Origin of the sequence: Paenibacillus sp. FSL H8-0282 (assembly GCF_037963825.1) — a bacterium.
Classification (GTDB): Bacteria; Bacillota; Bacilli; order Paenibacillales; family Paenibacillaceae; genus Paenibacillus_AQ; species Paenibacillus_AQ odorifer.
In genome coordinates this window covers 2,086,339-2,107,550 of record NZ_CP150146.1, presented here as the reverse complement: position 1 = coordinate 2,107,550, position 21,212 = coordinate 2,086,339, and the positions used below count along the sequence as shown (strand labels likewise).

16 protein-coding genes are annotated in these 21,212 nt (G+C 48.2%); 8 read left to right on the top strand and 8 right to left on the bottom strand.

The genetic code is table 11. The features are described from left to right. Nucleotides 1-2 precede the first annotated feature (2 nt). From NST94_RS09000 to NST94_RS08990, 3 genes are all read right to left on the bottom strand, one after another. Nucleotides 3-1,772 carry a sensor histidine kinase gene (locus NST94_RS09000; RefSeq protein WP_076124874.1) on the bottom strand — a complete coding sequence of 590 codons (1,770 nt, stop codon included), beginning with the start codon at nt 1,770-1,772 and terminating at the stop codon, nt 3-5. Nucleotides 1,773-1,817: 45 nt separating this feature from the next. Further along, nucleotides 1,818-2,639 carry a carbohydrate ABC transporter permease gene (locus tag NST94_RS08995; RefSeq protein WP_254847647.1) on the bottom strand — a complete coding sequence of 274 codons (822 nt, stop codon included), beginning with the start codon at nt 2,637-2,639 and terminating at the stop codon, nt 1,818-1,820. An 87-nt stretch (nt 2,640-2,726) separates the two neighbouring features. Beyond that, entirely contained in the window at nt 2,727-3,623 is an 897-nt protein-coding gene (locus NST94_RS08990; protein WP_036683990.1) for a sugar ABC transporter permease, read from the bottom strand. 236 nt (nt 3,624-3,859) lie between these two features. Between NST94_RS08990 and NST94_RS08985 the strand changes: the two genes are divergently transcribed. After that, on the top strand, nt 3,860-6,400 hold the full coding sequence (locus NST94_RS08985; protein ID WP_280752693.1) for a heparinase II/III family protein: 2,541 nt from the start codon (nt 3,860-3,862) through the stop codon (nt 6,398-6,400). A 26-nt stretch (nt 6,401-6,426) separates the two neighbouring features. Further along, nucleotides 6,427-6,747 carry a cupin domain-containing protein gene (locus NST94_RS08980; RefSeq protein ID WP_036683993.1) on the top strand — a complete coding sequence of 107 codons (321 nt, stop codon included), beginning with the start codon at nt 6,427-6,429 and terminating at the stop codon, nt 6,745-6,747. A gap of 67 nt (nt 6,748-6,814) precedes the next feature. Here the strand turns inward: NST94_RS08980 and NST94_RS08975 are convergent, their stop codons facing one another. From NST94_RS08975 to NST94_RS08965, 3 genes are read right to left on the bottom strand one after another with little or no spacing between them, the layout of a single operon-like run. Then, on the bottom strand, nt 6,815-7,942 hold the full coding sequence (locus NST94_RS08975; RefSeq protein WP_076184264.1) for a glycoside hydrolase family 88 protein: 1,128 nt from the start codon (nt 7,940-7,942) through the stop codon (nt 6,815-6,817). A 47-nt stretch (nt 7,943-7,989) separates the two neighbouring features. Next, nucleotides 7,990-9,054: an alpha/beta hydrolase family protein gene (locus NST94_RS08970; RefSeq protein WP_256720945.1), complete on the bottom strand. Its 1,065-nt coding sequence runs from the start codon at nt 9,052-9,054 to the stop codon at nt 7,990-7,992. Further along, the gene (locus NST94_RS08965) at nt 9,029-9,919 is read right to left on the bottom strand and encodes a pectinesterase family protein (protein WP_339281893.1); all 891 of its coding nucleotides are present in this window, start codon (nt 9,917-9,919) and stop codon (nt 9,029-9,031) included. The genes NST94_RS08970 and NST94_RS08965 overlap by 26 nt, the downstream gene beginning before the upstream one ends. Before the next feature lie 73 nt (nt 9,920-9,992). Between NST94_RS08965 and NST94_RS08960 the strand changes: the two genes are divergently transcribed. Further along, complete coding sequence (locus NST94_RS08960; RefSeq protein WP_076202975.1) at nt 9,993-10,874, top strand: AraC family transcriptional regulator; 882 nt, start codon at nt 9,993-9,995, stop codon at nt 10,872-10,874. A 7-nt stretch (nt 10,875-10,881) separates the two neighbouring features. On the opposite strand, the gene NST94_RS08955 is transcribed toward NST94_RS08960, so the two are convergent. Both NST94_RS08955 and NST94_RS08950 read right to left on the bottom strand, forming a co-directional pair. Further along, nucleotides 10,882-12,336, bottom strand: a complete 1,455-nt coding sequence (locus NST94_RS08955) for a glycoside hydrolase family 28 protein (RefSeq protein ID WP_339281892.1) — start codon at nt 12,334-12,336, stop codon at nt 10,882-10,884. A gap of 16 nt (nt 12,337-12,352) precedes the next feature. After that, complete coding sequence (locus NST94_RS08950; RefSeq protein ID WP_339281891.1) at nt 12,353-13,921, bottom strand: glycoside hydrolase family 43 protein; 1,569 nt, start codon at nt 13,919-13,921, stop codon at nt 12,353-12,355. A 202-nt stretch (nt 13,922-14,123) separates the two neighbouring features. Between NST94_RS08950 and NST94_RS08945 the strand changes: the two genes are divergently transcribed. The 5 genes from NST94_RS08945 (at nt 14,124) to NST94_RS08925 (ending at nt 21,181) form a co-directional block, all read left to right on the top strand. Next, a complete protein-coding gene (locus NST94_RS08945; protein ID WP_339281890.1) occupies nt 14,124-16,367 on the top strand; it encodes a helix-turn-helix domain-containing protein in 2,244 nt (747 codons plus the stop codon). A gap of 321 nt (nt 16,368-16,688) precedes the next feature. Continuing rightward, the gene (locus tag NST94_RS08940; protein WP_051491306.1) at nt 16,689-17,669 is read left to right on the top strand and encodes an ABC transporter permease subunit; all 981 of its coding nucleotides are present in this window, start codon (nt 16,689-16,691) and stop codon (nt 17,667-17,669) included. 12 nt (nt 17,670-17,681) lie between these two features. Next, nucleotides 17,682-18,566, top strand: coding sequence for a carbohydrate ABC transporter permease (locus tag NST94_RS08935; protein ID WP_339281889.1), 885 nt, complete (start codon nt 17,682-17,684; stop codon nt 18,564-18,566). Between the two features lie 141 nt (nt 18,567-18,707). Next, nucleotides 18,708-20,240, top strand: coding sequence for a DUF3502 domain-containing protein (locus NST94_RS08930; RefSeq protein ID WP_339281888.1), 1,533 nt, complete (start codon nt 18,708-18,710; stop codon nt 20,238-20,240). 389 nt (nt 20,241-20,629) lie between these two features. Continuing rightward, on the top strand, nt 20,630-21,181 hold the full coding sequence (locus tag NST94_RS08925) for a glutathione peroxidase (RefSeq protein ID WP_076184257.1): 552 nt from the start codon (nt 20,630-20,632) through the stop codon (nt 21,179-21,181). The last annotated feature ends 31 nt before the right edge of the window (nt 21,182-21,212 follow it).

Below are 21,212 nucleotides of genomic sequence, written 5' to 3'. Positions count from 1 at the left end.
TTTTAATTGAATGGGCGCTCAGGATTTATTCCCCCTTCCACAGGAATGGATAGAACAGCTTCGGTTTCAACACGCGGACTGCTTCGAAAGACCAATCCGGCTTCTTTGCCGTAGTACAGCTGCAGTCGGCTACATATATTAGACAGAGCATAGCCTCCACTGCCGTTCGGCTCCTTCAGCCAGGCATTGAGTTTCTCCGCATTCATGCCGGTTCCGTTATCGGTAACCCGGATGAGCAGTGTGTTTTTGGCTACTTCTACAGAGATCCGGATCACTCCCCCTCCCCTTAATTCCTTAAGGCCGTGCAGGATTGAGTTCTCCACCAAGGGCTGAATAATAATTTTCAATACAGGAAGCTCCAGCAGTTCCACTCCGGCATCAATTGTATAGTCAAACAACCCTTCATAACATTGCTGCTGAAGGTTTAGATACTGGCGGACATGTTCCAGTTCCTTGCCTAAGGTCGTAATTTCCTGCCCGTTGTTCAGTCCCAGCTGAAACAGTGCAGACAGCGAAATGACCATCTGTTTCACATCTTCATATTCATCCATCTCACATTTCCAGAAAATCGTGTTTAATGTGTTATATAAAAAATGAGGCTCGATCTGCGCCTGAAGCGCCTTGATCTCCGCTTTTCTCTTTTCTTTTTCTGTATCCTTGACTTCAGCAATCAACTCACCAATCCGGTCTAACATCTGGTTAAATTTGCGTCCCGCCTCCCCAATCTCATCCTGGAAAGGACTCTGGAAGCGTGCACTGAGATCCTCTTGCTCAACACGAGACATCGTCCGTTGCAGTTTCAGCAGCGGTCCCAGTAGCAAAGCGGACAGATACCTTGCAAGGAAAAGCGCGATGACGATACATGCCGCCATGATCATCAACACCAACCATTGAATACTCCGAACAGGTTGCAGCAGTTCCTTTTTGGACAGGTAGCTGACCAACACCCAGTCTTTTGCGTACCCTGAACTGGCATAGCTGAGCAGCATTGGCCCATCCCCAGCAGAATATTCAAAATTACCCCGGTCTGCTTCCCTCAGTTTGTCCAAAAACACAGAGTCCCGAGACCATTCCGGACGTCTCCCGTCTCCGAAGACGCTTGTTCCCTCTTTATTGATCAGTAAAAAACGCGCGGAGCCAAGACTCCCGCCTCCACTTACAGTATCTTCAAGAATGTCCTCTTTTACATTAACGATCAAAAATAGATCAGGGACATAATTGTCTGTAAGCGGCTGCAAGACTAGGGAAATAACATGGTGTTTCCCGGCAAATAGCTCGTCCCGATGACTCTCCACCCAATTGGTTTCAGGTTTCTCCTTAATCCGTTGATACAGCGAAGATTCTAGAAATGGGGTCAAGGTTCTGCGCTGATTGCTGGTAGAGTAGAAATCCCCGTCCGGCGTACTGATCAAGATAGATTCAATGGAGTTTTCCGTCAACTCTACCTGCGTGAAGGGCGCTTGCAGCATAGAAAAATTGGCAAAAAAACGTTCCATATTATGAGCTTTAATATCCCGGATGGTCTGCTGATAAGCTTCGCTCAACATCATCGTGGAGGAAGCCACAATGATTTGCTTTAACTTCTGGTCCAGGACATTGATTGACTGAGTCAGCACATTTTGATTTAACTCGACAGAGTTACGCTCCATCGCCCGAGAAGCGATGGAGTAAGCCAATAAACCGGTGACAGAAATACAGAATACCGTCAGTGCGGTAAAAGATAGCCATATTCTTTTCTTCAAAGAGGTACGATAAACCCAGGCCTTCAGCATGTATTCACATCCTTCTTGAATAACTGTCCGAAGCCCGCCCCGAATTTAGCCCTTTACAGAGCCAGCTGTCATCTGCATGAACGATTTATTAGCGAAAATATAGACAACAATCATTGGCAACATGGACAGACATGCACCCGCGAGCATCAATTGAGGTTGCGCCGCATCGCCGATACCATATTTTAGCCCCGCCAATCCTACGGTGAGTGTCTGTAATTTTGGCTGTGTCATGGTAAAAACCAGCGGCAGAATATATTCGTTCCATGCTCCGCGGAAGGTCCAAAGCGCCGTGACTCCAAGGGCGGGTGTCAGAAGCGGTAAGATAACTCGAAAGTATACGCTATAGAAATTACAGCCGTCAATAAAAGCAGCCTCATCCAGATCCTTCGGAATCGCTCGTACAAAACCAATCAACATAAAAAATGCCGTGGCATGCGCACTAATCAGAATAATAATGACACCCCATAACGATTTCTGTAGATTAAGCGCTACCATAAGGTCAAATTGCGGCCGAAGCACCACAGCACCGATCGAGATAAACAGCGTGCAGGACTGAATTACAACATATATACGTTTCCCGTAAAAATCGACTCTCGCTACCGCATATGCGGCCATCGTTCCAATGAATAGAGTGCCTAAGGTGGTAAAGATACTGATAAACACACTGTTCCATGTAAAGCGGGCAAAGTTAGCCGAATTCCAAGCCTGCGCGTAGTTTCCAATCTGCCATGACTTAGGCAGCAAGGTGGTTCCTGTCGTCAACTCCAGATTGGTCTTAAGGGATCCGAAAAAAGCCAGAATAATCGGAAACAACGCAAAAGCCGCCACTATAAGTAGAAAAATCCACAGCAAGGTCCGGGACAGCACCGCTCGGGTCTTGAAGGACCGGACAGGCTGGACCGAAGTGTTCTTCGTCTCCGCATGTAATGTACTCACTGTTCATTCTCCTCTCTTTTAATAGATATCATTTAGCTTTTTAGATACATAAAAGTAGACTAAGGTAATCAGACCTACAATAACTGCTGTGGCAAAACCAACCGCACTACCGTAGCCAAATTGCTGAATGCTTGTACCTCCACTGGATACAGGGAAGAACAGCTTATACAGGTACAGGTACATAACTTCCGTCTTGCCATAAGGACCGCCTTCGGTAAGCACCATAATACTCTCGTAGCCTTTTAGGGAGGCGGTAATAGCGAGCATAATGATCATTTGCAATACAGGTCCGAGCATGGGAACGGTGATGTTCCACATTTTTCTGAAAGGTCCAGCTCCATCTATAGATGCCGCCTCATAGAGATCCTCAGGAATGTTCTGTAAACCAGCGATAAAAAGCAGCATATAGTTACCGATAGCCCCCCATATCGCAATCATAATAGCGGTTAGTAAGGCATATTTCGGCCCTAGCCAATCTATCGGAGCGGAAATAATTCCAGAGCCGACCAATAGCTGGTTAACCATCCCATTGTATGAATTAAAGATAACGTAGAATACGATGGCCATAACCGAAGCACTGATTACGGTCGGCATAAAGTAAATCGCTCTTAGCAGCTGCCGCCCTTTCAAAGCACGATTGAGGACAACCGCCAGTAAAAATGATAATGGCAAGGTGATGAGCAGCTTGCCTCCAGCGTAGATAAAGGTGTTGACCACTGACTTCCAGAATTCCTTATCCCTTAATAAGCGCTCGAAATTCTCCAGCCCGATAAACAGGGGTTCGCCGAAACCCTGGTAATCATAGAACATGTACTTCAGAGCCCAAAAGATCGGATATACTCCAAAAACCAGCGTCAGAATCAAACTGGGAGCAACGAAGGTCCAGGCGTTAATTTGACGTTTTGATAAATTCATTTATTGTTCCTCCTGTCCATTGGACTAAGCTTATGTCCTTAATGATAATTCTATCCGTTCGTAACGGTTAGGGAGAAAGCGACTGCGCTTGGGGGAGAATTTCACTTTTTCAGTTGCTTTGTCCCCTTTCCTTCATTTGTTTATCTATCCCGTCCTTCGTAAAGCCACGTTTATACTAATTAAGAGAAAGCTCACCCACGAACCATGACTACTTTACAAGGAGGTTAGAACTACCGATGATTTCAGCATATGGTGGCGGTACACGCCCCTTCGGATGTTATACCGAAGGAGAGCTGGAGGGCATACGCCTTAGAATCGAACAGCTTCCCAAGGTCCGGCAAGAGTACGAAAGACAACAACAGCTGTCTGAACAATTTGCCAGCCGAGAAGCTGCTGCGCCCCTCCATAAACTCGGGGTGTTCCGGGTAGAACCCTTTGTTTTTAAAACCCCTCCCAGAACGGCCTTCCTCAAGCTTTCTGTACAGATTCGGGGAAAGGGCACGGCGCGCATCGGGGGCTTGCGTCTGACTCATTCGCAGCTTGGCTTGCCGGTTGAACTAGCGAATGGCGGTCTAGAATCTGGGATGCTGGGGTGGAGTCAAGACCGAGAAAACGGAAGCACAGTATATCTAGAGAAATTGGCCAGCTGGCAGCAGGGTCTCCAGCCATCTGGTGTAACCCCATCTGGCGCTAGTCTGGCAGACGATTTGCAATGTATCTGCATCAGTAATGAGGAAGTGAAAGGATTGACAATCCTTCATTATGGAGAGACCATACCTGTATACGAAGGTGATCATTACAGCGTGCAGACGGTGCTCAGTCTGGAAGCTCCTCTAGGCGAAGGAATCTGCATCGGGGTCCATTTTCTAAATGCTGCGGGGCAGCCATTGGGAACTGAGCTGCTCTCCCCGCTTTTTAATCGGCCGACACTTACCAATTGGGCCTTCCTGCTGGAGGCTACGGGAGCGGACGCCAATATGTATATGACCACGGGTGAAAGTAAATTTGCGGTTCGAGCCAAGCAAAAGCTCCAGTACATGCTTGCCGATATGCGGGTAGGCATGGATATTTTCCGTAGAGACGGCTGGCATGACGATGATACTTACGGCGCGGTGCATATCGGGAGGGGGCTCGCTGCTGCTTCGGTAATCTACGATCAGATTGCTGGCAGCAGTGTATTCCTCACTGGAGAAGAAACCGAACTTCTCGCTCATTTCCGCTATATCGCAGACATGATGATGGATACCCACTACTACCGGTTTGATCTGGAGACCTTCCCAGATGAAAAGGGGGGAAAACGCAGTAATTGGAATGCCGACCGGGCAACCGGACTGGGTGTATATGCCCTCCTCTTTCCCAATGAAAAACAAAGTGAGGCATATCTTGATCATGCCCTCTCAGTCATCAACTGGCAGCTGGCAGAAGTGGTGGATTCAGACGGCGCATGGCCAGAAAATATTCGCTACCATGGCGCAGTATTGCATCGCTATTTTCTCTTCTTCCTCCTATTAAAGCGTTTGAAGGGCATTGATTATTTCAAGCATGAGAAGGTAAAGGGCATGTACCATTTCCTAATCGGAACAGTGACTGCACCAGATATTATTCAAGGCGGCTCTTCTGGCTCCCCCGTCCTGCTTACACCAGCGGTCGGCGATGCCAATGTGCAGGAAAAATGGTTTCGCCTGCTTGGATATGCGGCCCCATTCTATATGGACGAAGACCCCCAGCTTGCCGGGGAAATGCTCTGGACGTGGAAGCACGGCGGAGAACCGATTGAGGATAATGGCGCATTTCCTCTGCCTCTGGTCGCGCTGTTATATCCACAGCCCGACTTAGCAGAACAAAGGCCTGCACTCGACTCCGTACATTATCCCGATATCGGTTATGTCATCTTCCGCAACGGAGAACAGAACCTTCAGCATTATGCAATCTACGAGGCTTCTCCGCTGACTTATCACGCTCATCATGATGAAGGGCACTTCTCCATCTGGGCAGATGGTGTTCCAGTAACCCTTGATTCTGGAACGGGCGGTTACTATAACGGAGATCGGCATTGGTATGTGTCCAGCGCAGCTCATAATGTTGTTCAATTTACCGATTCATTCGGAAATTTTGCCAATGGGCCACTGCAAAGCACATGCAAGGAAGTGCGCTTTTCAGAAGAGTTAGATCATGCCAGCAGTCTTATTCCAGAGGCTAACGCCAGGGAATATGAGCGGAATTTCTTGTTTATTAAAGCAGGCTTTAACGTCTACTTGATATGGGATCGAATCGAGGGAGCATCGAACAGCGTCTGGAATCTGCATACACTCAGTACTGATGCAAGTATAATGGAGCAATCCATTGATGCAGCTTGCCTAAACGGCAAGCACCTAAGCGCTTATATCGCCGAACCAGAACTTCCAGTGATTACAATGGGAGAAGGCGCTGTAGCCGGGAATTATCCGCTGGCAGAGCAGCAACATTTTCGTGTTTATGGTGGTACAAGCGATTACGTCATTCTGCTTCATCCCCGGACAGAAGATGCTTCTTCACTACAGCTTGAACAGCTTGATTATGAAGAGGCTGTCGAAGGAGTACGCTTGTACAGGATATCCCGTACGGATGGAAAATGGTTTATCGCCGCCATCAACGGCACCAAGGAGGAACACCTTGTTACTGTTCCGGGTCTCGGACCGCTTAGGCTGCTCGGAGAATCTGAGTCAACATCCGGGCAACCTGAAGCAACCCAATTAAGAATTGAGGCAGGCAGAATTCACATCGCCATGCCCCGATAACTATATACAAGGAGGAAGATTAGAACATGAGCAATCTTGGAGTATGGGAACCAGCAGAACCGGGAGTTAAACGCTGTATCTTGAACGCTGCAGCCAGTCTGATGATGATGGAGGTTCATTTCGAAAAGGGAGCCGAGGGCTATGAGCATAGCCATCCTCACGAGCAGATGAGCTACTGTCTGCGTGGAAGCTTTGAATTTCGTATTGACGGCGAGAAGCATAAGGTAACCGCGGGGCAAAGTATTGCCATACCGCCAGATGCAAAGCACGGTGTAACCGCATTGGAAGCAGACTCTGCGCTGCTCGATGTCTTCACACCTATCCGCGAGGATCTGCTGAAACGCTAATAAATATATATCTGGCAGCAAAAAAAGGCCCAATCATTCCATTTCAGAGGGAATGATTGGGCTTCTGTTATTTTTCAGCTTGGTACCGTTCCACCTCAAGTGATGCTAATAACAATGGAGCGACGCCCATAGGCACATCCGACAATACGTCCTCAGATATATAGTAATCGTATGAGCCATTACGGTCTTTGCTCAGACCCGCTCCATGACAGATCTGGTGCAAGTGCACACCTTGTTCATCCTCTTCAGTCAAATGCGTCAAAATGCCTTCATACCCTTGCAACATCGCCTCTATAAAAGAGGATTCCAGATAACCTAATCTTAGTCCCTTAGCCATCGCATAAACAAACATGCACGAGCCGGAAGCTTCAAGATAATTGCTTTTTCTCCCCGCTTGATCTAACACCTGGTACCAGAGGCCAGTCTCCTTGTCTTGAACCTCCAGAAGCGCGCCGCACATCCGCTGGAAAATGCCAATGATCGTCCCCCGCTGCGGATGAGTGAGTGGAAAATGCTCCAGGCAATCAACCACAGCCATCGCATACCAGCCCATCGCCCGGCTCCAAAAATGAGAGGACAATCCGGTAGACGAGTCAGCCCATTCCTGCTCTTTGGATTCATCCCAGCCATGATAGAGCAGACCGGTCCGTGGATCACGGGTCCGCCGCTCAACCAGCAGCAGCTGATGCGCCGCTTCGTCAATCAGTTCAGGTCGTTGAAAAACCTTGCCGTATTCCGCTAGGAATGGCGATGCCATGTACAGCCCGTCCAGCCACATCTGGAAAGGGTATACCTTCTTATGCCAGAATCCCCCTTCGGAGGTGCGGGGATGTCCAATAAGCTGTGCGGCCAGCAAATGGGCTGCTTCAGCATACCGTTCTTCTCCGGTTTTCTGGTATAGCAAGAACAGGTTTTTCCCCTCGTTAATCTGGTCCAGATTGTATTCTTCCAGCCTGTAGGTACGGATGGAACCATCCTCTCCAATAAATGTGTCCATATGCCGCTCCATAAAGGAGACATACTCAGGCTGGTCGAGCTGAACACCCGCCCGGGCCATTGCCATCAGCAGCATGCCCGGAACATAAGCCCATCTTTCCAGCACATATTCATGCTCTCCCTGCTTGTTGCACCCTCCAAGAATCGTACTCGCGATTTTACTGGACAAGCGAACGGTTGTTACTTCAGTTATAGACATCCTTATTCCTCCTTCGTTTGTCATCCATATGAAGTCTAATCTTATGCTCAGGTGAGCTGCTTGCGCAGCCAGGCAAAGGCTGGTTCACCATGAATCTCATGACCTCCGGTGAAGAAGTCCGCTTCTACCTGTCCGATATGATTCGCCGACCTGTAAATCGTCTGCAACTGGGTTAAAGCTAATTTTGTTCCGCGCGGGCCAAACAGATGATCGGCATCTCCCGATTCGAGGAACAGGCCACGAGGGGCAATGAGGCCCAGTAGGTCAGGCATCTCCGCTTCCAGCAAAATCCCTGGAATATAATTATCAAGGCAATGATTGCGTGTCAGAATACTGTCTGCGAAAGTATTGGCATACCCGCTTACGACCGCACAAGCGATTCGTTCGTCAAGTGCAGCTGTGAAGCCAGCCACCAGTCCCCCGCCGGAAATACCCATAATTCCAATTCGTTCATCCTTAACTTCTTTTCTTGTCTGCAAATAATCCAGTGCCCGCATGGTTTCGTAGATACGGTAGCCGGCCATCGTCTTCCCAACCATCAACAATGCGGATGACAGGCGGAAGCAGGAATTACGTCCAGGCTCCCCGCTTGTTAGGTCTTCTTCCAATCGTCTGTCCCCAAAGCCGAGCAGCTCTGGGGCTGCCACTACAAAGCCCTGTTTTACCAGTGAAACAGCGAAGTCTTTGTGCAGCCCGGGATGTCCCTGCCGATCCGATCCGTCCGGGTTCAAGCCTACGATCTCCCGGCTTCCATAGCCATGTCCATGAATGGCAAGAACGGCAGGAACAGGGGTAGAGAACGGCTGATCCGGGATCAAAAGATACAGCGGCATGCGCAACCCTTCATAGGTAGTTATCTCTATACGTTCACGGGTATACCCGGAGCAGACGGTTCGTTCCAGCAGAACCGGTTGCAGCTCCTCAGCTATTTCTGGAAAGCCACCTAACCGCTTCGTAAATGCTGTGCTAAGCTCATCACGCCATTGCTGAAAGGGTATGTCTTTGCTGAAAGCCGAGTTGCGTTGAGCTGAACCAGCTAGTTCTTTCATGTATTGTTCCAGAGGCTCCATCCGAAGTGCTCCTTCCTTAATATCCTTCAGGATGCCAGCCATCAAGCACGGTCAGCACCCTATACTCCGCAGCTTCCTGTGGAATCAGCTGCCGCGACCATGCAGCTCTGGCTTCGGGATTGGCTCCCGGTCCACTGCTGCCATATTCTTCATAGCGGCTAGTTTCCTCCCTGTCCGGCTGCCCCCAATTATGCCAGCCTTCGCCGATAATCGAACTGTCTATGACCGTGCGGATAAAAGCCACATGTGCATAAGGGCGCCAAGGTCGGCCAAGATACACTTCACTTACACCTTGACCGCCAGTAATTTCACAATCGAGGAATACATAACCAAACGGTGCGCCTTCAGGCGTTGATGCGGCTGTTATATATCCTCTGGAACGTTTGTTATGCAGCCGGCAACGTTCAAACAAAGCCGTAGCCGCGCCAAAAATATAATCCACATCGCCTTCAATGTAACATTCGTTATAATATTGCTTTCCTTGCCCTGTATACAAAGTATCCTGATCACCCAGCAGGCGTACACGCCGGAATACAGCATGACCAGCATCAACAAAAGCAGCCACCGCCTGGCCAGTGCCAGGACCTGATGCATTTCGAATGGTCAGATTTTCAGCGGTGAAATGCTCAGCGAATACATTCAGGGTACCGGATTTGAACGTGCCAATCGGCTCTCCGTCCGGACCTAAAGTGTGCGCGTTGTCTGACCACGTAATGATGGTGGAATTCGTGTCTTCCCCCAGTAGCAGAACCGGAGGCGTTCCCTGTTTCACTGTAATTTTTTCCTCGTAAATGCCGGGTTTGATACGAATCGTCACTTCTTCCTTGTGTTCCTGTGGAATTGAATCCAACGCTGCCTGTAGAGTACTGAATCCTTCGTCGACACTCTTAGAGACTGTAATTAACATCTGCGGCTCCTTTCCTATCAACCTGAGTTTATTCTATAATAACCGTAACGCTTCGTAAGAGAAGAGGAGAATTATGACTAGCCTGACTAGCCCCAATCACAAATATCATATTGAAGAAGACCGCTACAGCATCCAGCATATGAAACGTAAAGGCATCACTGCTATGCCACGTCCCCACAGCCATGACTTAGCCGAGCTGTACTATCTGATACAAGGGGAGCGGGTATACTTTGTGGACGACCGAGTCATTACGGTTCATAAGGGTGAGCTTATTCTTATCTCCGGCCGGGAGCTTCATTCCACAGCAAGCTCGGAAGTAGCCGAGTTCGAGCGGATTCTGATCAACTATGATCCTGCTCTTCTACCGCCATCCCTGCAGAATGAAGCCATCTGGTTTCATGACCGCGGGTACCGCTTGTTCAAGCTGACCCTGCGCGAGCAGGACGAAGCGGAAATCCTAATGAACCGGATGCTGGAAGAATGCCGGTTGCAGCGCCCGTATTACGAAACCAGCGTAATCGCTTTATTCTCCGAGCTGATGATTCTCCTCCAGCGTTCAGAGAGTATCTCACAAGCTGGAGGGACGAAACATCCGCTCCATCATCTAGTAACGGATGTAGCCACCTATATCCGTGATCACTACCGTGAGACCCTTACTCTGGAAGAGACTGCGAGTAATTTTTACATTAGTCCTTCATACTTGAGCCGGGTATTTCACCGATTGACGGGTTTTCACTTTCGGGAATACATCGTTCATGTCCGCGTAAGGGAAGCCGAACGGCTGCTCGTCGGATCTACAGGCAAAATCCAGGAGATCGCCTCCGCTGTCGGATTTGAACATCTTTCCCATTTCAATAAAACATTCAAAAAATCAACCGGTTTGACCCCGCTCCAATACCGAAAAGAAGCAAGGTCACACCCACGGAAGTTCAAGACGGATTTCCATCATCCATAGAATTTTTTTATCTATCTGTAATCGTCAAATCTTCGGAATGAGTGAGCGTGACGTGGCTGCATCTATGCGCTGTTATCTTCGGCATTTGCGAAGTCTGCAACCGGATACGATCCAGCGTGAGCCCCGTAGCATGCCGCAGCACAATTCCCCGGTCACTCACTGCGTGGAATTTTTCAATGGTTAGATCAGCAAGCGGCATCTCCGGCAGTCCGTTCACTAATAGTGCGGTTGCTGCACCATGGCACACGATGTTCTTCAGGGTAATCTTCCGAAATTGCGGAGTTTCCTCTGTAACCGAAAATAACTGCTCGTCATACCCTTCCGATCCTTCAACCCCTGCATAGAACATATGAAAGGATACAGCTTCATGGATGATGCCAGTCATGTTGATATTCTCCATTACAATATCCTCCACCACACCGCCTCTTCCCCGGGTGCTTTTGAACCGCAGGCCAATGTCCGTGCCGATGAACAGGCAGTCACTAACTCGAACTGCATGGACACCTCCGGACATCTCGCTGCCGATCACAACGCCTCCATGTCCGTGATATACCGTGCAATTCCGGATGGTAATATACTGGCAGGGCATTCCCCACTTACGGCCTTCCTCATCCTTGCCTGACTTGAGACAGATGGCGTCATCACCCACATCAAAGCTGCTGTACTCAACTAGAGCATGCGTGCAGGATTCCAAATCAAGGCCATCCCCGTTCTGCGAATACCAAGGATTACGTACCTGAACATTTCGTACGGTAATCTGCTCGCAACCAATGGGATGAAGACACCAAGCAGGTGAATTCTGGAAGGTCGGCCCTTCCAGCAGCACCCGCCGGCAATTGCGCAGGCTAAGCAACGTCGGACGAAGATACGTACGAGCAGGCAGATAAGCCTCCATACTAGTTTCTCCCTTGTCCCACAGCTTCCGGCAGAAGTCCTCACCTTCCATGGCTTCCCGGGAAGGCCACCATACTTCGCCCTGCGGATCAAGCACTCCTCCAGATTCGATCAAACGCTCCCATTGCTTCTCGGTCATCTTAAACCGCTTCACTGGGCGCCAGCCTTCGCCACTGCCGTCGAATATTCCCTCACCGGTTATTGCCACATCGCTTAAACCTTCTCCATCGAGCGGAGCCTGACAGCGCCAGCCGGCATTCCCCTCATAATGGGAAGAAAGTAACGGATACAAGGTATGATCAGGGTCAAACTGCACCAACGCTCCCTTGTCTACATACAGATTAATTCGACTACGTAAAGTAAGGGGTCCTGTGCGCCAGATGCCAGCGGGAATAACAACCTTTCCGCCTCCCGCCGCAGCGCAGGCATCCAGTGCAGCCTGAATAGCAGAGGTACATAGCGTTAATCCCCCCTCTTCTGCCCCATAATCCGTGATTGCAAAAGTCCGTTCGGGAATCTGGGGAAGCTCGGGAATCGGATACGTGTTAGTTACAAGATTGCTGCTCATTGAATTTCACCTCCTCCTAATACTCAAGTCCTTCATAGCTAAACCAGTCGAAATCGGCATAGCTTTCGCTCTTTGCACCTTGAGAGCTTGTGTACATCCCGAGGTATGCTCCTGTGAATCCTCCGGCCAGATCGGTGCTGAGCACTCTGCCATCCGTCCGTTCACAGAAGGCTGTCCACTTGGCGGCTTCAGAAGCTCTGTAATAGAAGCTATACTCTTGTCCTCTGGCTTCCACCTTAAGTTGTACCTGATCCTGTAGATATGGCACTGACGCCAGCAGCTGCTCGCTGCCACCCATCCGATGAATCAGCTGTAATACACGTTCGCCTGCCTCTAGCCCCAGTTCATAACGGAAGTGGTGATCCGCATTTTGGAGGAGAACAAGACCAGCTACTTCCCCTTCTGCAGCGGGACTAAACGTCATGTCAGTCGCCGCTCTGAAGCTCAAATGCTGCTGGCGTCTACCGATATAAGATGGATTGGCAATCTCCGAGAGCCGTTCTGGCTTCAGGCGAAGCCGCAGAACTCCAGGCTTGTCGGTAAGACTCCAGAATTCACCCCGCGGTGTCCGCAGGAAATTCCAGATCGGTGCCAGCTCATTACCTATAAACTCATCGCGCGCAGGCAATTCCGGCCATTTTGTCTCTGGCAAATCCGGAGCCTCCGTCTCAAATTCCAGCACTCCTTTGCCAGGATTGACCACAGGCCATTCATTCTCCCAGATTACTGGTGTCAGGAAGGTTTCACGTCCCAGATTGCGGTAATAACCACCGCTGGTTCGTGAAGCCAAGCAGAACATCCACCAGTCACCATGCTGAGTCTCCACAAGCTCTCCATGACCCACATTAACAATAGGATACGCTCTGCCAAGATGGCGATGCGTCAGAATCGGATTGGCTTTATGGCCCTCATAAGGACCGGTCACACTCTTGCTTCTGGCAATCGTAATCGCATGAGTATGCCCGGTTCCGCCCTCGGCAATCAGCACGTAATACCAAGCGCCGATCTTATAAATATGCGGTCCCTCTTGCGCATGAGCTACCTTGAGTGCGCCTTGCCAAATACTATGCTTCGGACCGATTAGCTTCCCTTGGCTGAGATCAATCTCCTGCAGCCAGATATCCATATGCTTCGGATAAGCCTGCCCTTCCGGCGGAACACGGTTGCCGGTATAATACACCTTGCCGTCTTCATCGAAGAACAAAGAGGAGTCAATACCGGGTGCATCCTCCAGCCATACAGGGTCAGACCAGTCTCCGGCCGGATCGGTTGTTGTTACATAAAAATTATGCTGGTTCTTGTCATTGTCAATAAAAGTGGTAATCATATAGAAAACTCCCTCATGATAGCGGAGCGTCGGTGCCCAAATACCCATGGAGGGAATCGAGTGATCCAGATTGAGCTGGGACGGGCGGTCCAGTACATGGCCAAGCTGGCGCCAATTGACCAGATCCTTGCTGTGGAAGATAGGAACGCCTGGGAAAAATTCAAAGCTTGAAGTCACAAGATAATAATCTTCACCAACACGGATAGCGGAAGGGTCAGGATAAAATCCCGGCAGCACTGGATTGCGGAATGTTCTCATTAAAAGTAATCCTCCTCAAAACAATTCAAATGTAAGCACCACCAATTATAGTTCGTATAAGTTTAACTTTCTTGTATTTTCTATGTTCTATTTCTTCATTTTTATACTTTCATGCTATATTGCCCATATTTCACTCCTTGTCAGCGAATAGCCTTTCCCTCTAGAATGGGTGTAATAGGATTTACCTGAAGGGGTGAGCAGCTTGGGAAAAAGAAAGAAATTGTACTCCCGCTTTTTTATGAGCCTAACCGCGATTTCAGTTTGCTGTATTCTAGTACTGGCTGTAGTGATCTTTTATTGGTACCGGAATATTACGATAGATAATGTCAACAAGGCGAACCAAAATGTACTGGTGAATACTGAAACCGTTTTTACAAACTATGAAGAGATCGTCCAGAACTACGCTATGGACTTCTATAGGAATCCAAACATCAACGCGCTCATGATGAATGGCGATACCAGCTGGAGCGACCAGTTGTACAGTGCCTTAAGCCAAATCCGCGGAGCATTGGTTGTGAACCAATATATGGAGAACGCCTACATCATGGGAGTGGATGAGCCTGTTGCCATGTTCGAAAACCTTCCGCTAAGCCCTGAATCCAAGCTGGAGCTATTCTCGAGAATGCGGGATAACATCATTGTTGAATCACCGTTTCTGTGGGAGGCAACCTTGAATAACGGTACCCCCATTACCCTGCTCACCGTGTTTTATAATGACCGGGCGTTTGCGGATAGCGAATATAATGGTGCGGTAGCACTGACCGTCAATTTGGGAAAGCTGCAGAATAATCTGTTTACGCAAAAAGAAGGCGAAGCCACCCGTTACGCTGTGCTTGACGGAAAAGCATCTGTGCTCATGCACAGTGCATTATCTGACATCCCTCTGGAAGAGGGCATGTTAAAGCAGGTGGTGTCCTCCACCTCAGAAAGAGGCTCTTTTGTCTATAAGGGAGGTGAAGAGCCACAGCTGATTACCTATGTATATTCTGCGGCGGACAAGCTGTGGTTTGTGTCGGAGACTTCCTACAAGGATAGCATCCGTGATATCTCCAATGCCCGCAATCTGATGACTGGCCTGTGCTTGGCCTTGATTGCCGCCGCATCTATAACCGCCAACCTGATCTCGCGGCGGATGTATAAGCCAATCGGCCGGCTCTTCGGCAATATCGCTCATCTATCTGGCAATGAAGAAGCGCTGAAAACCGGTGGCGATTTCGATACCGTAAGCCAGGAGCTCGAACAGATTGGCGTTAAGCTGGAGCAGCTAAAAAAAGAAAGCGATGATAGCGCCTTGATGCGGTGGCTGCTTTCCCCGCAGAGAACACCGGAGAACAGCGGGACACCCCTGATGAGCATAGCCGCTTCTGGGGGAGCATATTGTGTATGCGTGCTGACCGCTCTGGAGCCCGAACAACCTGAAGACTCCGACTTCCGGCATACCTTTGAGGAAAACATACAACAGATTGAACATGCCTTCTGTGAACTTGCAGCCATTCAATCCTTCCGCCCACATCAAGGCACTGCTGTACTTATTCTGAGCGAGCTTCACAGCGGCAGCTTCGGCGATTACGCTTTGTACCGCGGCAAATGGGAAGAAATCGCCGCTCAGCTACAGCTTTCCGGAGCCTGCTGCGCCTTCGGAATCAGCGGGCTGACGGATGATTTAAACCTACTGAGGGCTAAATACAATGAGGCTGCGGACAGTCTGCAATATATTAAATTTCATGTGCAGCAGAACATCATCTTTGCCGATGATACGATCCACCTGAACAGCAGCCCAATGCCCGACAGTGCCCTTGAACCGGTACTGCAAGCCGTTAAGCAGACGGAACTCTCGAACCATATTCCACAGGCAGTGGAGAGATTGCTGGCAGTAGCCTGCAGTTACCGCGTCGAGCCTGCCACCATCGCTTTATCGAGACTGGTCTTTGAGCTCAGTCGCACGGCTGAGCTTAATGCAGACGTCCAGCATTCCGGCTTTCTAGATAATTACCAGCATATCTGGCAGATCCAAAGCTATGACAAGCTATGGAATTGGATTGTAGACAGCTGTTATACCGCCCACGAGCGTATTGCCAGCATGAGCGCTGTACAGACCAAGAGCATTGCTGGTGAAGCCATTTGTTATATCAGAGATCATTATGATGACTCCAGGCTCTCCCTTAATGCCCTTGCTGACAAGCTATCGCTAAGTCCCGCTTATCTCAGTAGACTTATTGCCGACGAAGTAAACTGCAGCTTTCCCGATTTCGTTAACCTGCTGCGTCTGGAGCAGGCGCAGATGTTATTAGTCACTGAGCTTGACTTGGATATCCGGGAAATTGCCGAGAAAGTGGGCTACAACAGCAGCACCTATTTTACAACCCAGTTCAAAAAGCGTTATGGGGTTACACCTTCTAAATGGAGAATGAATCATATTCTACAGAAACAGAATCTTCCTGATTGACCCGCTAAAAGTAAGGAACAAAGGGGATGTCCCGGCAGCATTTTCATAGCCGGAGACATCCCCTTTTTGACTTTCAATGAATAACCCTCGCGCCGGCCTATACTATAAAATCCCCCTTTAAATCAGGCTTTTGAGCACCCTAAAAACAAAAAAGTTCTGTCTTTTTCGTTTTTTTAAGCTGCCCTTTTCCGCTTTTTTTAACTTTTTTCCGTTTATTATGATAGCGTTTACATTCCGGGTGGATTTATGATTTTCATGTAAAGCGTTCTCCTAAAACAAGGGACGGAAATGACAACGCTAGTATAAAGGAGTGGACTGTTAATGATGCAAGAGGCTACATCGGAGACACAAGGAATGCCAAGTCCGGGAATCAGGACGGCCAAAGCCAAGAGCTTCCGTAAATCCCTAAGGAAGGACAGCTCGCTTTATTTGCTCGCTCTTCCGGGAATCGTCATTCTAATTCTTTTTGCTTATCTGCCGATGAGTGGTCTGATTCTCGTCTTTAAAAATTACAACTTCAACGACGGAATCTTCGGCAGCCCGTGGGCCGGCTTCTCTAATTTCGAGTTTTTCTTCTCTAGTATGGAAGATTCTCTTAGGGCTACACGCAACACGGTGATGTTAAATGCGCTGTATATGCTAACCGGCACGTTTTTTTCAGTGGCCATCGCCATTATTCTAAATGAGCTGCGCAGCAAATGGTTTATCAAAATCACGCAGAGCGTCATGTTTTTCCCGTATTTTATTTCCTGGATTATTATCGGAGCCATTCTGTTCTCCCTGCTGGATTACGACAAAGGCATTATGAACCAGTTGCTCCAGACATTCGGCTTCTCCCAGGTTGACTGGTATTCCAGCCCTTGGCTGTTCGTAATCATTCTCGTGCTAGCGAATATCTGGAAAAGCGCTGGTTACGGTGCCATCATCTATTATGCGGTGCTGCAAGGCATCGACACTTCCTATTATGAAGCTGCAAGAATCGATGGTGCCTCCAGATGGCAGATTATCACCAAAATTACGGTGCCCATGCTGATTCCGTCGATCATTCTGATGACGCTGCTGGGCATCGGGGGCATGCTGAAAGGCGATCTCAGTATGATTATGGGGGTAACGTTCCTGAATCCGTTGCTTCTGCCGACTACCGACATTATCGATGTGTATGTATACCGCACAGCCATCCGTTCCGGAGAATTCGGCTTTGCTTCAGCCATCACGCTCTATCAATCCGTCTTTGGTTTCATTCTGGTGCTGGTGGCCAACAAATTAGCCGGCTGGTATGACAAAGACAGCAAACTATTTTAGGAGACTGATAAGATGCAAACTACCGAAAACAAAGGCCTGCTCATTTTCTTTTACATCTGTATTGCCGTATTTTCAGTAATCTGTCTAGCGCCGTTTATTCTGGCAGTATCCGGCTCATTATCTACCGAATCCAGAATCGCCGCGGAAGGCTATTCGTTCTGGCCCAGAGGCTTTACCTTTGAAACCTACGAATTCCTGTTTGGCTCGAAGGCACAGCAGATTCTGCGGGCGTATTCCATGTCGGTGATCGTTACGGTGCTGGGTACCATATCGGCCGTATTGGTGACCACCGCTTACGCTTATGTCATTTCCGTTAAAAGCTTCCGGCTCAAAAATTTCTTCGCCTTCTTCGCCTATTTTACAATGCTGTTCAGCGGAGGAACGCTGCCATGGTATCTGCTTAGCACCAAATATTATCATTTGGGCGATACGCTCATCGGCCTGTTCATCCCTTATGTGCTAAGCGTCTTTCTGATGTTTCTCATGGCTAACTATTTCCGCAGCATCCCGCATGAAATCGTGGAATCTGCGCAAATCGATGGTGCCGGACATCTGCGGATCTTCTTCAGCATTATGATTCCGCTGGGCCGCGTCGGACTGGTCACCATTTCGCTCTTTTACGCACTGCAATTATGGAATGACTTCTATTTACCACTAATGCTGGTATCCGATCAGGATCTCTATACGATCCAATATTTGATGTACAACATGATGGCGAACATTCAGTTCCTGGCTTCCGGCAATGCTGCTCAAGTTGGTGGAGCTATCATCGCACCGCCACTGGAGACAGCCAAAATGGCAATGACCTGTCTGACCGTTTTGCCAATCGCCATATTATATCCTTTTCTCCAGCGCTTTTTTGTCAAAGGCATTATCGTAGGTTCAGTCAAAGGCTAATTTCCAGCAAGGATGTCATATTATGTTCGGTTGCACCGGGTTTATGCTCCCCTACTTCTTGATGTACAATGGGACTTAAGGGAGCACGGCCTTTGCAATAGATGCCTCAAACATTATGATTCTATTTCAGGAGGGTTCATCATGAAAAAGAAAAAAGGTTGGTTAAGTTTGCTCCTCGCTGCGGTGTTCTTGGTAAGTGGCTGTGCTCAGGGCAACAATGAAAGCGCTCCCCCTAGTTCTGGAACTGGAAATGAAGGTACCTCTTCCTCTACGGATAGCGGTAGTAAAGACGGCAGCGCCTTGGCTCCTGCCAAATTGAAAATTGTGCTGTACGGGGATGAGTCCAACCGGATGAAGGAACTAGCGAAGACATCGTTCTACGACACTATTAAGAAAGAAATCAATGCTGAGGTTGAATTCCAGTTTCTTCCTTGGACCGAATATGGCGGCGGTAAAACTGATTTAATGCTGTCTACGGGAGAAGACTTCGCAACTTATACAGATGCCAATTACATGGTAAAATCTGTGGCAAAGGGGCTTTATGCCGACCTCACTCCGTATGCCGATGCAGCCGCTGATTTGAGTAAAAATGTGGACGAGGCCTCCTTCAAAGCCTTTCAGCTGGAAGGCAAGCAGTATGCGATCCCCGTCGGCAACAAACCGAATTCTGCGGAATTCTACAGTGCGCTAGTTAGACAGGATTTACTTGAAGAAGCCGGCATGACACAGGTCACTTCACTGGGAGAATTAGAGCAGTTCTATGATAAGGTCCATGCCATTCATCCCGAACTGATCGGATACGCTAACACCGATGCACGCAGACTCCTACAATATGATTACACGGACAAAAACCTCTATTGGCAAAATGATTTTATTGCCCTGGATGAGTCTGTGAAGGATGATCAAATTATTAGCTGGTTTGAAACCGAAGAGTTCAAGAGTTATGCGAACCTTATGCACGGCTGGTATAAAAAAGGAATCATTCCGAAATATGCCGCCACCAATGTCCCACAGCTGCAGTCTGACTGGAACTCCGGAAAAGCGATGTTCTGGGCCGGCACAGCAGCACGTCCATTCGAAGGTGCAGCAACCATCTCACAAGCAGTGCCTGATGCCAAACTGGTCAACTATTTCCTCGGCAGCGGTCGTCCAAAAATCAGCCGCGGCACTTACAGCACCGCCTTTTTTGTCTCCACCGCAGCTAAAGAACCTGAACGTTACGTCATGTTCTTCAATCTGCTGCAAAAAAACCAGGAGCTGTACGACTTGTTCGCCTACGGGATAGAAGGAACAGACTATACGCTGGATGAAAACGGGCGTTTGACCAAAATAACCACTGATTCGCTGATCCCCGACTGGCTGCTGATGAACAAAAACTTCATGCGTTTCGACAACACGGTACCGGATGAGTTTATTGCAGAATATAAAGCTTGGGACGATGGAGCCATCATTTCCAAAGGTGCCGGCTTCAACTTTGACAATACACCCGTCAAGAATGAAGAAACGAAGCTGAACGGCGTATTCACTGAATACCTCGCTCCGATCGGCAGTGGCTTCAGTGATTATGACACCGCCTTTCCCAAAGCGCTAGACAGACTAAAAGCAGCGGGAATAGACAAATATATCGCTGAATACCAAAAACAATTTTCCGAATGGTACGCTAAGCAGCAGTAAGCACCGCCGCGGCAATTATCATACAGCTCAAGAAGCGTGTCTCCATTAAGGAGCACGCTTCTTTTGGCCTTCGAACACCGTAGTGAAAGCGGTATAATGGCCAACCTTGAATCAATACGACGCGAACAGGATAATTCAATCAAAATGATTACGTTTGGGGAATTTTCGTTGCTGATACTCTTAGAATTATTTTCAAAGTAACTTAAAGGATAAGAGGGAAACTGCTCATTGGTTAAAAGCGCAAAAATAAAAATTTAAGCGGCATTTTATACTGGAGATATACTCGTTATAGGTTAATACTATAAATATTATTCCTATTATATATTAGACCAATAAATGCCTATAGCGCTATTATGTGATTTATAATAATAACGTGGAGGGATGGTCTGATGTCTATTTATGATTTTATAGCAAAGTCAATTCATGGTGAGCCTGTTGAATTGTCCATTTATCGTGGAAAAGTTCTGCTTATTCTGAACACTGCCAGTAGGTGCAGCTATTCTCGCCAATTACCTGATCTTCAAAAACTTTACGAAATTCACCATGAGCAAGGGTTTGAAATACTTGGTTTTCCTTGTAACCAATTCAACGAGAAGGAGCCAGAAAGCAACTCGGAAGTACATAAATATTGTGAGAGCAACTTTGGAGTTAAGTTTCCGTTATTTGAAAAAGTTGAGGTTAGGGGTCCCTCTGCCCATCCTTTATTTCAATATCTAACACAGCAAGCACCATTTCAAGGATTCGATACTGAGACATCAGGCGGTAAATGGATGCAGGATTTTCTGCAGGAAAAGTATCCGGACATATATGCCGGAGATGGGGTTAAGTGGAATTTTTCAAAGTTTTTAATTGATAGAAACGGTCATGTATACGGTAGATACGAAACCACGACTGAACCCTTTGACATAGAGCCATTTATTCAATCACTTCTTTTGAAGTAAATGAATCCGATTGGTAATTTAACCAACAGAG

What these genes read in the sequence shown, in the direction of transcription:
- NST94_RS09000 (WP_076124874.1), bottom strand. Translation starts at nt 1,772, where the DNA reads ATGCTGAAGGCCTGGGTTTATCGTACCTCTTTGAAGAAAAGAATATGG.
- NST94_RS08990 (WP_036683990.1), bottom strand. Translation starts at nt 3,623, where the DNA reads ATGAATTTATCAAAACGTCAAATTAACGCCTGGACCTTCGTTGCTCCC.
- NST94_RS08985 (WP_280752693.1), top strand. Translation starts at nt 3,860, where the DNA reads ATGATTTCAGCATATGGTGGCGGTACACGCCCCTTCGGATGTTATACC.
- NST94_RS08980 (WP_036683993.1), top strand. Translation starts at nt 6,427, where the DNA reads ATGAGCAATCTTGGAGTATGGGAACCAGCAGAACCGGGAGTTAAACGC.
- NST94_RS08975 (WP_076184264.1), bottom strand. Translation starts at nt 7,942, where the DNA reads ATGTCTATAACTGAAGTAACAACCGTTCGCTTGTCCAGTAAAATCGCG.
- NST94_RS08970 (WP_256720945.1), bottom strand. Translation starts at nt 9,054, where the DNA reads ATGGCTGGCATCCTGAAGGATATTAAGGAAGGAGCACTTCGGATGGAG.
- NST94_RS08965 (WP_339281893.1), bottom strand. Translation starts at nt 9,919, where the DNA reads ATGTTAATTACAGTCTCTAAGAGTGTCGACGAAGGATTCAGTACTCTA.
- NST94_RS08960 (WP_076202975.1), top strand. Translation starts at nt 9,993, where the DNA reads ATGACTAGCCTGACTAGCCCCAATCACAAATATCATATTGAAGAAGAC.
- NST94_RS08955 (WP_339281892.1), bottom strand. Translation starts at nt 12,336, where the DNA reads ATGAGCAGCAATCTTGTAACTAACACGTATCCGATTCCCGAGCTTCCC.
- NST94_RS08950 (WP_339281891.1), bottom strand. Translation starts at nt 13,921, where the DNA reads ATGAGAACATTCCGCAATCCAGTGCTGCCGGGATTTTATCCTGACCCT.
- NST94_RS08940 (WP_051491306.1), top strand. Translation starts at nt 16,689, where the DNA reads ATGATGCAAGAGGCTACATCGGAGACACAAGGAATGCCAAGTCCGGGA.
- NST94_RS08935 (WP_339281889.1), top strand. Translation starts at nt 17,682, where the DNA reads ATGCAAACTACCGAAAACAAAGGCCTGCTCATTTTCTTTTACATCTGT.
- NST94_RS08930 (WP_339281888.1), top strand. Translation starts at nt 18,708, where the DNA reads ATGAAAAAGAAAAAAGGTTGGTTAAGTTTGCTCCTCGCTGCGGTGTTC.
- NST94_RS08925 (WP_076184257.1), top strand. Translation starts at nt 20,630, where the DNA reads ATGTCTATTTATGATTTTATAGCAAAGTCAATTCATGGTGAGCCTGTT.